Source organism: Pseudanabaena sp. PCC 6802, assembly GCF_000332175.1.
In the GTDB taxonomy this organism is placed as follows: Bacteria; Cyanobacteriota; Cyanobacteriia; order Pseudanabaenales; family Pseudanabaenaceae; genus PCC-6802.
Genome location: NZ_KB235914.1, coordinates 2,063,748 through 2,077,838, shown reverse-complemented (window position 1 = coordinate 2,077,838; position 14,091 = coordinate 2,063,748). Strand labels below are relative to the sequence as shown.

General features: G+C 53.4%; 15 protein-coding genes. All 15 read left to right on the top strand.

The annotated features are described in order from the left end of the window. Nucleotides 1-8 precede the first annotated feature (8 nt). From PSE6802_RS0114785 to PSE6802_RS0114715, 15 genes are read left to right on the top strand one after another with little or no spacing between them, the layout of a single operon-like run. Nucleotides 9-1,079, top strand: a complete 1,071-nt coding sequence (locus tag PSE6802_RS0114785) for a hypothetical protein (RefSeq protein ID WP_019500837.1) — start codon at nt 9-11, stop codon at nt 1,077-1,079. Nucleotides 1,080-1,090: 11 nt separating this feature from the next. Then, entirely contained in the window at nt 1,091-1,471 is a 381-nt protein-coding gene (locus PSE6802_RS0114780; RefSeq protein ID WP_019500836.1) for a DUF2190 family protein, read from the top strand. A gap of 15 nt (nt 1,472-1,486) precedes the next feature. Further along, nucleotides 1,487-2,422 (top strand): phage capsid protein, encoded by a 936-nt coding sequence (locus tag PSE6802_RS0114775; protein WP_019500835.1) that lies wholly within the window; start codon nt 1,487-1,489, stop codon nt 2,420-2,422. A gap of 9 nt (nt 2,423-2,431) precedes the next feature. Next, nucleotides 2,432-2,623 (top strand): hypothetical protein, encoded by a 192-nt coding sequence (locus PSE6802_RS0114770; RefSeq protein WP_019500834.1) that lies wholly within the window; start codon nt 2,432-2,434, stop codon nt 2,621-2,623. A 10-nt stretch (nt 2,624-2,633) separates the two neighbouring features. Further along, nucleotides 2,634-2,819: a hypothetical protein gene (locus tag PSE6802_RS0114765; RefSeq protein ID WP_019500833.1), complete on the top strand. Its 186-nt coding sequence runs from the start codon at nt 2,634-2,636 to the stop codon at nt 2,817-2,819. A gap of 48 nt (nt 2,820-2,867) precedes the next feature. Further along, nucleotides 2,868-3,320 carry a DUF1320 domain-containing protein gene (locus PSE6802_RS0114760; protein ID WP_019500832.1) on the top strand — a complete coding sequence of 151 codons (453 nt, stop codon included), beginning with the start codon at nt 2,868-2,870 and terminating at the stop codon, nt 3,318-3,320. Continuing rightward, complete coding sequence (locus PSE6802_RS0114755; RefSeq protein WP_019500831.1) at nt 3,310-3,729, top strand: Gp37 family protein; 420 nt, start codon at nt 3,310-3,312, stop codon at nt 3,727-3,729. The genes PSE6802_RS0114760 and PSE6802_RS0114755 overlap by 11 nt, the downstream gene beginning before the upstream one ends. Further along, the gene (locus PSE6802_RS0114750; RefSeq protein WP_019500830.1) at nt 3,716-4,729 is read left to right on the top strand and encodes a hypothetical protein; all 1,014 of its coding nucleotides are present in this window, start codon (nt 3,716-3,718) and stop codon (nt 4,727-4,729) included. The genes PSE6802_RS0114755 and PSE6802_RS0114750 overlap by 14 nt, the downstream gene beginning before the upstream one ends. Next, the gene (locus tag PSE6802_RS0114745) at nt 4,729-4,935 is read left to right on the top strand and encodes a hypothetical protein (RefSeq protein WP_019500829.1); all 207 of its coding nucleotides are present in this window, start codon (nt 4,729-4,731) and stop codon (nt 4,933-4,935) included. The genes PSE6802_RS0114750 and PSE6802_RS0114745 overlap by 1 nt, the downstream gene beginning before the upstream one ends. Further along, nucleotides 4,922-5,347, top strand: coding sequence for a hypothetical protein (locus tag PSE6802_RS0114740; protein WP_156815526.1), 426 nt, complete (start codon nt 4,922-4,924; stop codon nt 5,345-5,347). The genes PSE6802_RS0114745 and PSE6802_RS0114740 overlap by 14 nt, the downstream gene beginning before the upstream one ends. Before the next feature lie 38 nt (nt 5,348-5,385). Continuing rightward, on the top strand, nt 5,386-5,637 hold the full coding sequence (locus tag PSE6802_RS0114735; RefSeq protein ID WP_019500827.1) for a hypothetical protein: 252 nt from the start codon (nt 5,386-5,388) through the stop codon (nt 5,635-5,637). 13 nt (nt 5,638-5,650) lie between these two features. Then, nucleotides 5,651-6,025: a hypothetical protein gene (locus PSE6802_RS0114730; protein WP_019500826.1), complete on the top strand. Its 375-nt coding sequence runs from the start codon at nt 5,651-5,653 to the stop codon at nt 6,023-6,025. Nucleotide 6,026: 1 nt separating this feature from the next. Continuing rightward, nucleotides 6,027-11,642: a phage tail tape measure protein gene (locus tag PSE6802_RS31130; RefSeq protein WP_019500825.1), complete on the top strand. Its 5,616-nt coding sequence runs from the start codon at nt 6,027-6,029 to the stop codon at nt 11,640-11,642. Continuing rightward, entirely contained in the window at nt 11,639-13,663 is a 2,025-nt protein-coding gene (locus PSE6802_RS0114720) for a hypothetical protein (protein WP_019500824.1), read from the top strand. Before PSE6802_RS31130 ends, PSE6802_RS0114720 begins: the two co-directional genes overlap by 4 nt. After that, a complete protein-coding gene (locus PSE6802_RS0114715; protein ID WP_019500823.1) occupies nt 13,663-14,091 on the top strand; it encodes a hypothetical protein in 429 nt (142 codons plus the stop codon). Before PSE6802_RS0114720 ends, PSE6802_RS0114715 begins: the two co-directional genes overlap by 1 nt.

The window sequence follows — 14,091 nt, the reverse complement described above, 5'->3', positions numbered from 1 at the left end:
GACTAGAAATGCTGGAGATTATCAGGGCGGGAAAACACGTAGATTCTCGGGGCGTTGAACGCACGTTCACCGCCGCCGATATCCAGGAAATGGCGGCGACCTACGATCGCAATCGCCACGAAGCGCCTATCCTGATCGGGCACGACGAAAGCAAGCCCAACCAGGGTTTGGTTAAAGCCGTGTTCGCGGTCGGTGAGAAGCTCTACGCGCTGCCTCACAGGGTAGTGACCGAGTTTGCCGAAGCTGTAAACGCAGGTAGGTATCCCAAGCTGAGTGCCAGGTTGTACGCCCCCAGTGATAAAGCAAACCCAGTTCCAGGTAAGTGGGGAATCAGGCACCTTGCTGCCGTCCAGATTCCTGGAGTCAAGGGTATGGAGTCGCCCAGTTTTACTGAGGGCGAGGAAGAGGAAGTTTGCATTGAGTTTGGGGAAATAAGTTTTAGTGGCTGGATGGATAGCGCGATCGCCCAGGCGATGTCGGGCGTGCGCGACTTCATGATCGAAGAAAAGGGCGTTGAAGTCGCCGAGAAGTTTTTGCCTCGACATCTAATCGAGGCGATGATTGCCGCTCCCATACAGGAGAAGGCGGCAATGACAGGAGTGATGGAGCAAAGTTATAGCGAGGTGACAATGACCGCCGAAGAAGAAGCAAGAAAACAAGAGCTTGACGCGAGAAAACAAGAACTTGAAGCGTGGGCGGCGGCGCTCGCCAAACGCGAGAAAGACTTGAAAACCATAGAATTCTCGGAATTCTTTGACAAGCTAAGCAATGCAGGCAAGGTTACGCCTGGCGAAAAGCCAGCGCTGCTAGCGACGATGCAGGCGCTGGCGGATTCGCAGCCCGTGGAATTCGGCGAAGGCGGCGATCGTAAATCCGAGTCGCCACTGGATCTGTTCAAGAAATCCTTGGAAAACCGCGCGGCGATTGTGGAGTTCAAAGAATCCAGTGCGGGTCAGGAGCAGGTGGATGCGAGCGATGCCGAAGCGATCGCCCGCAAAATCACCGAGCACAGAAACAAGCGCAAAGCCGAAGGCATCGAAATCTCGTTTGCCGAAGCCGCTAGAGAATTGAAAATTTAGGGCGAGGAACTATGTCGCAATCAATGGGTTTGGCCAAGAATTTCACCGCCGAGGGCGCGATTCCCAGATATCGGATCTTTAAATTTGGCTCGGCTGACGGCTCCGTAGTTTTGGCCACGGCAGCTACCGATGCCCTGATCGGCGTTACCGGAATCCTGGGCGCGGATGCGGTCGGCGATCGGGTGGATGGCTATCTCAACGGGCTGCAAAAGGTTGAGTATGGCGGCACGATAACCAGGGGCGCTCTGCTGACCTCGGACGCTCAGGGGCGAGCAGTTGCCGCCGCGCCCGCTGCGGGCGCAAACAATCGCATCATCGGCACGGCTTTTGTTTCCGGCGTGTTGGGCGACATTGGATTTGTCGATGTGGCCAAAGGATCTGTTCAGGGTTAATTATAGGGAGGAAGTATGGCACCACAAGCGCCATTTGAGTTTAAGCCAAGGGAGTCCGGCATTGCGATCGCGTATCGCAACGACGACTATATCGCCGATATAATTTCGCCGCGCATCATCGTGCCACAGAGCCAGTTTGATTATCGCGAGTACAGTATCGACCAGGCATTCAGGATTCCAGATACGAAGGTGGGCCGCACATCCAGGCCAAACGAGGTCGAGTACACCAGTACTCTGAAAACCGTTTCTACAGAAGATTACGGGCTTGAAGATCCAATTCCTTACAAGGATGTGATGAATCAGGTTCCGGGCGTGGATTTGGCGAGCGACGCAGTAGAAGCCTTGACCGACGATGTGATGCGCGATCGAGAGTTGCGCGTTGCCACAACCATGTCAACGCTTGCCACTTTCCCGACTACCAACCGCGTCACGCTTTCGGGCACTTCACAGTTTTCGGATTTTACCAATAGCGACCCGGTTGGCACGATCACCACGGCGCTTGATTCTGCGCCAGTAACCTTTACGCATTTGGTAGCCGGACAGCTAGCCTGGACAAAGCTGCGCACCCATCCCAAAATCATCAACGCCTTATTCGGCAATGCTGGTGTAACAAATGGCATGGCTTCTCAGCAGGCGGTAGCCGATTTCTTTGGCTTGAAGGGCTGCGTGATTGGTAAAGGCTGGTACGACTCATCGAAAGAAGGTCAAGCCGCTGCACGCAGCTATATTTGGGGCAAGCATGTTTGGCTGCTTCGAGTCGATCCTTTGGCAAATTTCCGCAAGGGACTGTCATTTATGATGACGGCTCAGTTCGGCAAAAAAGTGGCTGGTACCCGCGAAGATCCAGATATCGGCCTCTACGGCGGCATTCGCGTCCGCGTGGGCGAGTCCGTTAAAGAGGTGGTTGTTGCTAATCTGGCTGGTTACTTTATCCAAAATGCTGTTGCTTAGGAGGCCGAAATGCCGAAATACAAAGTAAATTCACCCCTGTATCACGATGGGAAGCGGTACGAGCCGGGTGGGATAGTTGAGATGGTCGCCGACCTGGCTGAAGGATTGCCACGGGACGTACTGGGCGACCAGATCCCCGAAAAGGCTCCGGCGAAGCCCGCCGAAAAGCCGTCGAGTGAAGATAAGCCTGTAGCGAAATAGGAGGTGAAGCTTGAAAGAATTTAAGGTATTGGGATGGCTGAGCTACGACGGACGCACCTACCAACCAGGCGACAAAGTCGAGATGCCTGAGGAATTAGCGATGACCATGTCTGGAACGCTCGATGTGCCGCCTGAAAAGCCTGACACTAAGCCTTCTGTCAAGTCCAAGGAACCAGCACCTGTCGAGAGTAAATAAAAAATCAAATCCGACAACGTTGTCGGATTTGATCTAAGGAACAAAAGTATGGGTAGATACGCCACTCAACAGGATTTTGTCGATGCCTTCGGTTACGAGGAGGTCGTGCAGCTATCCAATCTTTGGGATGCTTCGGCAACCGAGATCAATAGCGCCAACCTCAATCGCAATATTGCCGACGCGGAAGCAATCGTCGATGGCATGATCGCCACTTGTCCCGCCGTCGCAGAGCAAATGCCGTTTGCCGACCCCAAGCCACCTTTGTTAAAGGGCTATGTTTTGGATCTCGCTAGACGGCGCATGGATTCGATCTCCGCTCGCGAAGACGTGATTCGCAGGGCTGACGAAGCGATCGCTCAGCTAAAGCTAATCGGCGCTTGCAAAATGTCGCTCGGCTTGAGTGGCGCGACACCACCTGTGGCGATCGAGACCGCCAAGGGCGATATCCAGGTTTCCGAGGGCAGGGGAATATTTGCGGAGGATTTTTTGCGTGGCTTCTGAATCACGCCTAGCAGAAATCGAACGGGCTATCCTGGAGCGCCTTGCCCCGCTAGCCTCCGCGCATAACGTGCGGATCGGTGCGTTAGACGCTAGCGAGCTGGCCAGACCGATCAGCAAGGGCGCGGTATTCGTGAACTACCAATCCTCTCAAAGCCTGCGCCCTGACTACAACTCGGAAATGGAATCGGTGATCTTTGAGGTGCTGGTGAAGTACGAAGATCTGCGACAGCACTCGAAAGCCTATCCGTTGCTCGAAGCGATTCGAGCGAAGCTGGCGAGATGGGCACCGCTCGAATACTGCAACGAAATGCAGTGGCGCGGGCAAAAGTTTGTCACCCAGGCTCTCAATGAGTCTGGGATTTGGGTTTATTCATTGATTTTTGAGGTGATTGTAGATGCCGCTTACTAAAGGGAAACGAGGAACTATCGACCTGAATCGCAAGAAGATTCGGGGGCGCGAGGCGAAGGTGTACGTTGGGATTCCGCCCGTGAATTCCCGAGCACGACTGGCCGATCAAATTTTATATACGAGCGGGTTTAACTCGCTAATTACTATTGGCGGTACTGCCACCGCAGGTAGCTATACGATTCCGATTGCCTCCATCAACTACACCTACGTCGCCACGGGCGCGGACACGAACGAAACGATTCGCGACGGCTTGATTGCGGTGATTATGAAGGCTGGTGTCGCGGTCAAGGCGACCGCGCCAGGTGTCGGTAGTGGGGGCGATCGCACTTTCTACCTAGTTAGCGACACCACTTTCGCTATCGGTACGACCGTGGCACCCGCTCCTGGCACCCTGGCTAATACCGCCGTATCCGGCGCTGCCACAGGGGCGAAAGGTGCAGTCTCGATCAGCCTTCTCCGTCCGACCACGACCGAGATGCAGGCAAATCAGTACCTGATGTTCAACGACTCGGACGATTTCGAGTTTATTGCGAAGCTGAGCGCTAATGCCCCGGTTGGCTCCACCTCCCTGGCTGTCGAGTCTTTGCCAGAGAAGATCCCCGCTGGCTCCACTGCCGAGTTCCCAGTCTACGTCTTTGACCTGACCAACTCGGGCATCAGTCGGAGCTACAACCTGGCGGCGGCAACCGACTACAACAGTGGCTCGGACAGAGATGGGGTGATCACTGGCGGCGAAAAAAGCATCGCCTTGCCGGGCAACTTCGCATACAAAAATGCTGGCGGCCTCACGCTTGCTTGGGCAGGCGAAGCGGGTAACGAGGTTATCCTGGAGCGCCGCTTCGATCCTCCCAGTGCCGCTTACAAGTCTGGCGAAATCATCTGGGGAGCGGGCGTGGTGACTGGCGATAACGATACCGCCGAAAACGAAGGCTTCATCACCCGCGATCGCGAATTCGCTTTCCTTGGCAAGGTGACCACAATCGACGCTCAGCCCACCTAATGCGAGCGGCGCAGGCTAAGGGCGTTTACGCGATTAATCTGCGCGTTCGCGATGGTTGCGTAGCGATCGGGATTCTCGTGCTGAGTGAGCCTCAGGGGCGGGTATCCCTCAAAGACGTGGATAGTGAGGAGCGATTGGAAGTGGATTTGACTGGCATAGAGCCAGGGATTATTTACGATTTAGAGGTGTCTCTTGCAAGCGTTTGAGTTGGAGATTAAGGAGTGGTGCAATGTTTGTGCCGTCCGCATGGACAGTGAAACGCTCGATTTGCGCATACCGAAATACGGCAGTCTGACTGTTGCCGAACAGGAGTCCATCAGCAAAGAAGGGGTGACATATTTCGATCTAATTCGCATGGGGTTGAAGCGTCCCGAGAATCACTTCAGGCCAGAGCTGATCGACGCTCTGGATTTAGATCGCCTGCCCATGCACCTGATCGAAGCTGCCAAGAACTTCATGATCGGCGAAATGCGGCAATGGGAGCCCGTAGAAGAGCTGGAGGAGGCTGGAGGCGACGAAAAAAAACCGATTGGGGAGCAGTCTTCTTCCGGCTCCAGTACTACTACCCCAACGAGCGGCGCTTCGCCGCAGGAAGATTCCAGCACACCCCAATCGTAATTATCAATCAAGCCCTCAGAGCAATTGATGAAATCGAGATGGGGCGATCGAATCTGGTAGTCGCGGCGATCGCCAATCTGGGTACTGCGATTTGTCAGATTGCTGGGGAGAAAAATCCCAAACACGAGTGGTTTAATCCAGTTGCGCGGCTGCAAGCTCGGCAGGAGGCAAGGGAATTGGTGGATAGGCGATCGGCGCGGATCGTGTTGGAGTTGGAGGCGGAAGGCAAGATTCCGCAGTTGGCTTTAAATGAATTGGATCTTGAACTGATTAGGTTAGCGACAGATTAAAGGAGCGCAAAGCGTGATTAATTTTTCTGAGTTTGGGACTGGAGGATGCGAATTGTCGCCATCAGTCAAAATCCCTAGTTACGAAACCGTTACCGTTGACGAGATGCTGCAGCTCAAAGAAGTACGGTATTTATCGGAAGAGGAGCTGAAGGCAAACCCTTTAGCTAATGCGGACATCGTGACGGAGATTGTCGGTATATTTATGCGTTCCCGCGTCGATCCCGAATGGACAGTCGAAAACGTTCGTAGATTGCCGCTCAATATTCTCGTGAGGGCATTTGCCTTTTGCGCTGCGGAAATGCAGAAGGTTCCTGAAGCTGAGGCATTAGCAAAAGAGCTTGGCGTTGAATCGCCTAAAGCTGCCGTGGAAATTGTAGAGGCGGCATAACATGGCTCAGGATCTGCAAATCCTCATAACCGCTAAAGCCGATCAAGCGCTAAAGACTTTTCGGCAGACTAGCGGCGCTTTGTTTGAATTGGTTGCCAATAGCAAGGCTTTCCAGGAAAGCGTTGGATTTGCAGACGAGCAGTTAAAGAGTTTCAATGCGGTTCTGGTAGAAACCGCTGCTTTAACAGTTGGTTACGCCAAATTGCCCGGCATATTCTTGGATATCTACGAAGTCGTCACTACGGCAGCTACTGTATTTACCAACCTAAACGATAGCGTCAATACAGTAAAACAAGGATTAGAAGAATTTGGCGGGATTACTATCCCGACCTTTGAGACGATCAGAAAAGAGGCGTTTGGCGCTTTCAAGGAATTTGACAACGCTCGCGCCAAGGTGGGGACGCTGACCAACGAAGCAGATGCGTTAGCCAGTCAGATGCAGCGACTGGCAGGCGAGACAAAAAATCAGTATTCCTCGACCATCTTACTAAATAGTTCTTATGACGTACTTTCTGCGGGTTTCAGTAAAACTGCAGATGTTTCGGCGATCCTCGCTAGCTCCGTAAAGCTAGCCAAAGCTGGGTTTACCGACCTGGGAGTTGCGTCCGATGCTGTAACCACAATCCTGAACGCCTACGGCAAAGATGCCAGCGAAGCGGCGGCGATCGCCAACGAACTGATCCAAACCCAAAATTTAGGGAAGATTACGGTCGATCAGTACGGGCGCTCGATCGGGCAGGTTGCCACGATTGCCGCGCAGGCGGGCGTGGGACTCACCGAACTCAATGCCGTAATTTCGGTTGCCACAACCAAGGGGCTTGGCGCTAGCGAAACGATCACGGGTCTTCGTCAGGCAATCTCGGCAATCCTTACCCCTTCGTCGCAGGCGGTAGAGCAAGCGAAAGCTTTAGGTATCCAATTCGACTCCGCCGCTCTCAAATCCAAGGGGCTGGCTGGCGTGTTAAGGGATATCGCCGATAAGGGTGGTGCAACCCCGGAAGTCCTCAATAAATTATTTGGTTCGGTCGAGGCGGTTTCCGCTATCCTGCCAGCCACCGCCAACAATATGGCGGATTTCCAAAAGGCGATCGTGTCGCTCAAAACGGAAACAGGAGCGCTGGATAAGGCTTTTAATTCGGTTACCGGGAGTGTCGACAACCAGCTCCAGTCTTTTCAAAATCGCTTTAGGGAGACTTTTATTGGAATTGGCCGAGATGCCTCAGAATGGGTGAAGACGCTGCTTTTTGCGGGCAAGCAGGTTTTAGGCGTTTTCGAGATTTTGAATCCCGTTCAACAAGTTGCTGCTTTCCAGGGCCTTGATGGCGCGATTGGCGGCGTAATTAATACCATTAAGGAATTGATTGCCACAGTGGTCAGGCTGGCGGCGGGGGTAGCTGGAGTATTTATAGCCGAAAAACTGATCGCTGGCTATGACGCGACGTTTAAGGTGCTAAACGTTACGCTCGATCTAACCAGCGCCAGGACAGCAATTCTTACCGGATTGCAAACAGCGCAGGCGGTTGCAGTGCAAGCGTTAAGTGCGGTCATGGGTCTATTGACGGGCACGACTACGGCATACAGCTTGAGTCTGGATCTGGCTGCTATAAAGGCTGGCGTTCTGGCGGGTGCGCAGGCGGCTCTGGGCGCGGCAATGACTTTCCTAAATACAATTCTCGTTTATCAAATCAAAAGCATTGGAATCTTTGTAACGGGAATAGCTGAAACAGCTTCGATTGTTGCGGTTATTGCTCAAAAAATGCTGACCGCGGTAGGGTCTGTCAAGCTATTTGGTGAAGGCTTGGGAATTGCTGGCCTGATTGCCAAGGCATTTACCGCAACTGCCGCATTTCTGGCAAAGGAAGTGCTGCCCGTCCTTTCTAATGTTTTGGCTGCGGTGGTTAAGCATCTCAAGACATTTGTTCCAGCTTTGCTTCAATCTGCGGCCACGGTCGCGATCTTCTACGGCTCCTTTGAAGCAGGTCGCAGCATCATCGACACGTTCCTGCAAGGGCTAGACCAACTTGTAGGTATCAAGATCTTCGACGAATTCAGTAAAAGCTTAGATGCGGCGATCGCGGCGACGGGGGTAAGTGTCGAAAAGGGAAGAGAATCGTTCAAGCTTTTTGGTATTACGATTTACGAAAATGGCAGCGCCGTAGATTTATTTAATGATTCGGTTGATGCCCTGGCTAAGGGCATGAATCGTGCCAAGAACCCGATAGATCAAATTGCTACAGCATTTATTAACTGGAAAAATCTTGCCGAGGGTGCTGCCGATGCTAGCGATCGCTTCGGCGATCAGATTGCCAAAAATACTGGTAAGACCGCGCAGATTACTAAAGCGCAAGCGGAAGCACAAGCGCAGCAAATTAAATTCTCGGAAACATTCGATGCGCTCAGTATCTCCCTTAATCGCGGACAGGCAATCCTGGGCAAATATGGACTGGTGACCCTGGAGGCAGGAGAGGCCGCCAAGCTGGGAGCTAATGGCATCGCCGCGTTCCGCAAGGAGGCCGAAACCCAGATAGCCAGCCTCAACGCTCAAATAGAATCCCTTCGCAAAGTCAAAACCGCCGATGCCGAACTACAGGCGCAGATAGATGCAACGATTCGCTTACTGGAAGGGCAAAAGGCGACTTTCCAAGGCCGCATTGTTTTCCTGGAGGAAGACGCGAAAAAGACCGCACAGGCCGCAACTGCGCAAAAGCAGGCGACTAAAACTCTCGAAGAGCTTACCGAAGCCTACAAAAAAAATACGGATGGGATTACGCGGCGCATTACCGAGCAATCCGTACTGATTAAGGAATCGCAAGCTAAAGGCGCGACCTCAGCCAAGGAAGCACAGGCAGAGTTACTCAGGATTGAGGAAGAGGGATTCCGCGATCGCATCAAGCTAGCGGAACTTCAAATACCAGTACTGCGTGCCAAGCTGGTAGGTGAAACCGATAAGGAGAAAATCAAAAAGGTCAACGACGAAATTTTGGCGGTTGAAAAGGCGGGTTTTGATGCCCGCAAATCCCTGGCTGAGTCTCAAATCAAGCAAAGGGAAGAAGGTGAAAAGAAAGCTTTAGCCGCAGTTGAGGAGGCTAATAATAGGGCTGAGGCGATAGTAAAAATTACAGCCGCGAATCAGATTGCCGCGATTAAAGAGCAGGGCCTAGCGCGTGAAGTCGAGGCGAAGCGCATTACAGAGATCGAAAAAAATGCCTCGATCGCTCGCGTTCAGGCAATCAAAGACGAGATTGCCGCAGTCCAGGCAGCCCAAGCGGCAGGCAAGCTATCGCCTGAGGAAGGGCAGAAAAAGCTAATCTCGCTAAACGACGAACTGGCCACCGCTAACCTCCAACGCATTGAAAAAGTGCGAGCTGCTGAAGACGCGCTGAGAGCGCAGGTAGTCGCGGGATTAGAGGAACAAGGGCGCGTTGCCAAGCTGCAAGGCGATGCTCGTATCGCCGCGCAGGACAAAATTCTCACGAGTTTGAGGAGTAGCGCCGAACTTCTGAGCGCTCAATCGGGACTGGAAGAAGCGCAGGGCAACCTCGCCAAATCCCGCCTGGAAAATCAACTCAAAATTACCGAAGCACTGGGACTTCAACGCGAGTCCCAGCAGCTCAAACTGCAAATCCAGCAGCAGGAGGCCATCAACGAAGAACGAGTTTTTGCTGCCAAGCTCAAAGAGCTGGATATTACTCAGCAACTCAAAGTAGCAGAGTTGGAAAGGCAAAAGATTCAGGATGATATCGCGCTGAAACAGGAGCGCCTGAACCTGCTCAAACTCCAACAAAAGCCAGGCGTGACGGCTGGCGAGCTGGACTTGCAAAAGCAGGTGGTATCGGCGGCTGAAGAGAAGCTCAGGCTCGATGACGAGAGCATCGCCCGTACCAATCAGCTTAACGAGCTGCAAAAACAGACGGTATTGACCCAGCAGCAGCAAACCCGCGAGACACGCCAGACTGCTACGGCAGCGGACGTGCTAAAAGAAGTGTTTGGCGGCATCAATGCAAACGCAAATCAAACCACGACTAATATCGGGGCGATCGCCCAATCCTTTGGTAATGTCAACGCCCAAATCCCAATCCTCAACACCGGATTAACCAACGCTTCTGTCAGTGCTTCGACGCTGAACGATAGCCTTAAGTCCACGCCCGAAGTCGTAAGGTTAACTGATGGCAGTATCGTTTCCGTCAATCAAAAGCTAGGTGATTCGATTAGGACGGTTGACGATCTCAATAAGAAGTTTGGCGCAACTTCCGAAGTAATCAAGCTCAGTGACGGCACGATTACCAATCTCAACGCCCAACTCGATAAAAGCTCCGATTTTAGCGAGGAACTCAATAAGGAACTCGACCTAGCTGCAATGCTAGGCAAAGCAACAGGGGACAATATCGCCACTGGATTTGAGAAAGCAGTAACCGCTGCCGACCTCTTAAATCAGGCGATCGCTGGCATGGTCGAGAACACAAAGGCGCTTCTCTCCCAAGCGTTGGCGGTCAAAGCGGCGTTTGCCAACGGCGCAACCCGTTTTCAGGGTTCTGCCACTGGACTTGGCGGCAATATTCAGACAGAGGCTAAAGCTGCAGATGGCATTATCGGTAGCTCGCCTGGACAAACAGTCGCTCAACAGCAGGCAGTTGCCGCCTCGCAAGGACTCACCAACGAATTCGAGAAAGCAGCCTTTATCTTTAAAGCTCGTGCCGAAGAGCTTTCCAAGGCAGGGCTATCCAGTACCGAAAAAATCAATATTGGGGGCGCAGAGTTTGACTATAAAGAAGCCGCCCAACTCTTCGGCGAAGCGGCTTCTACCGCCCTCAACGGACAGGTCGCGGAATTTGCCAAATCAGTGCTTGGCCAGCGGATTGCGGTAGCCCAGACCGGACAAACAGTTGCAGGCAGTACGCTAGAAGAGATCCTCAAGAATACCGAGGAACTGAAGCGCCAGAAATTGGTAGGGGGCTTTGCCTCCGGCACTCGCGGTAAGCCGATCAAATCCGGCATCGCCCTAGTAGGCGAGCGCGGCCCCGAGCTTATCAACGTTACGGATCGGGGTACTCACGTCCTTTCTAATCCCGAATCCGCCAAATTTGTTGGCGCTTTCGCGCAGGGTACAGGCGGCCTCAAAGATTTCGTGCAAGCCTCGCTGATTAACACAATGAGTGGCCTCAATGAAATCCTGTCCAAGGAATTCGGCAAAGGTTCTGGGCTTAGCTTCAACGCCGCTAATCAAATCTCTAACGCCAAACTGGGCGTAGAACTCATCCGCAATGCAGTCGGTGAAATCGCCCAAGAACTATCGCAGGGCAATTTGGAGACAGCTCGCGCCCTGGCGAACAAAGCCCAGAAATCCGCAGAAAAAGGCGATCAGGGCATCTACCGCAATCTGGTGGTGGATGCCAAAACGCTGCTGGCAGGACTGTTTAGCTCGCAAATCTACCAGAGCGATCTCGGCAACCTTGGCCGCAGCGCCCCCAACTTCCGCGTACAATCACCGACCTCGACGAATAGTTCCTCCAGTACCACGATCCAAAGTCTCAATATCAGCGCCCCCGACCCCACAGGCGAGGCCGTCAGGTTCCTCCACGAGAATAGTCGCCAGCAGATGAGGCTCGCCCGCCTATGACGACCATCATCGCCGCCAAGGCTTTATCCGTAATTATCGGCACCCAGGACTGGAGTGACTGGGTGACCGAGTTTACGACGGGGTACACCGAGCTTGACGATGGCTTGATCGAAATTGAGGCTAAACTCACGCTATCGCTGCCAGCCAATTTCAACGCACTGCCTAGCGATCCGCGCTACGAACTCAACCCCACTCAGTGGGCGCGGGGACAGAGCGTACAGGTGCAGGTACGCAACGATTCCGGCACGTTCGCGAACCACCCATGCGGCAAGCTTTATATCCTTGACGAGCCAACCGACGCGGAGATTAACAGCGACTTCGCTATCCAGCTTGGCTGTGCTATTTCGCTCAACAATTTCCGCGAGCCAGACAGCGACGTGTCTGGCGTACAGATCGGCGTGAGCACCCCGCGCCACACTGTAATCGGCAGAATCCTTGACGCTGCCCAAATCCCCCACTCGCTGACCTCGATTAGCGGCTCCTTTGACTACCCGCTGCCCAAACGCGGCGGTGGGTACGCCGAGCAAGCAGGCACCCTGGCTCGCGCAGTGAATCAATTTCTCTACTGCGATAGCTCTGGCACGGCGCGGAATACGGCGATCGACTTTGCGCAGGCAGCTTATCTCAGCCTTGAAGTAGGCAAAGACGAAACGATCTGGGAGCCGAGCAAAGGCAACGAAATCCCCGTTGAGGAACTGATCGTCAGCGGCGTGGCTTACGATTTGATTAATCCGAATCTTGGTAGCACTACCACTTTGGTGGAGTACGGGACGGTGGGCGAGTTTCTGCCGGGCAATAACCAGCCCTACCGATCGGTAATCAAAGAGCGCAAGACCATAATTGATTACGGCTACGATCCGGTCACTCGGCGGCAAAGAGTAGTCACGACTATCGAGAAGCCTTTCGTTGCTGCAAAGCCTCCCAAGCCCTCCGAATCTGGCGGCAACGTAAGTAATCTTGGGGGCGGAATTATTGCCGATCCTCTGCGGCTAATAACCGTCACCACGACCGACGACCTATCGTGGTTCGATAATCTCGGGCGAATTTTCAGGCGGGAGATCCGGGTCTCCGAGCCAATTACGCTGGTTTACACAGAGAATCCAAGTACCGCACCTATCCAGACTAAGGAAGAGATTATTACCTGGAAATACTCGTCCGATAATCTGGTCGAATCGATCGACTCCGAAACGAGGGAAGTGGGCATCCGCGTCAGCCCCAATGATGGGGTCTTTAAGTCGATGCGCTTTAGCGAAAGCTACCAGAAAAATTGGCGGGAAGATCCGCCTAAATCCGGGATTTGGGTCGCTACGGAGCGCTATCGCGTGGCCTGGGTGAGGGTAAACCCCGATGTGGTGCAGCCCTACGCTCCCGCCAGCGATCCGAGTAGGGATGACATCGTACAGCGCGGCAATACCCCGGATCTACAACCGCCCGCCGTCGAATACCGCAATCCAGATCGCTCGCAAAAGGAACGCCAAATCAAAGCGGCGGTGCTTACCCAGCCTTTGGCGGGAGGTGGCTTTGTGCAGCGCAAGCGGCCTATCTCAGTCGAAGGCTGCACCTCAAACGAGCAGCTATACCAGTATGGACTGATTTTTAATCGCCTGATCGTAGGCAGGCGATTCGGGCGCAGAATAGGCTTCCGCGTGTCGGATGCCTGGCTGTCTAGCTCTGTAAAGCCCCTCATGCGCGTGGATGCAGTCTATAAGGGTGCCACCTATAAACTGCTATTGGACGGCCTTACCTACAGCCACACCCAAACCGAGTCCTACATCGTCGCCAATGGCATCCTGATCGAGGCCAACGGCGTGCAGTTGGTAAATCCTCTGTTACGCGCACAACTGGCGGCAAATGTAGGTGCCTGCTCTGTGGCGGCAGAAGGCGAGGTGTCCGGCAACGTCCTGTTGGCGACTTGCGGCATCTGCGAACTGGCGGCGACCGCATACGCTTATACCGACCCTGGCGCAATAGATTTCAGGATCGACTTGCGCGAAAATTCGCTTACTTTAGGAGTACTGTAGTGGCAAATATTAAGGCGAGAAACGCAGACGGCGCAGAGGTTTATCTCAAAGCGGAAGGAGCTGGCAGTAACGTCGATCCTTACGCGCCGAATAGCTTGACGAGTTTGATCGGAATTCGACAGGTCGTAAATACCTATCAGCTTGTCGATCCGGGCTTCACAGCCGACTTCCCGTGCTATGGGCACAACAAAATCGGGATTTACTACAAGGTCGATTCGATTAATACCTCGGTCGATTTGAATGTCGAGATTAGCCCCGATGGCGCAAATTGGGCGAAGATCGGCGCTGACATAAACGTAACGACTAACGGGGTTTACTTTGTCTCAAATCCAATTCTGGTGCCAGCGCAGTTCGTGCGCGGCCAATTCGTCGCTGAGGCTGGAGGTGCCGATGCGGTTGTTGATTTTTGGTTTGTTTACGGATTTTAA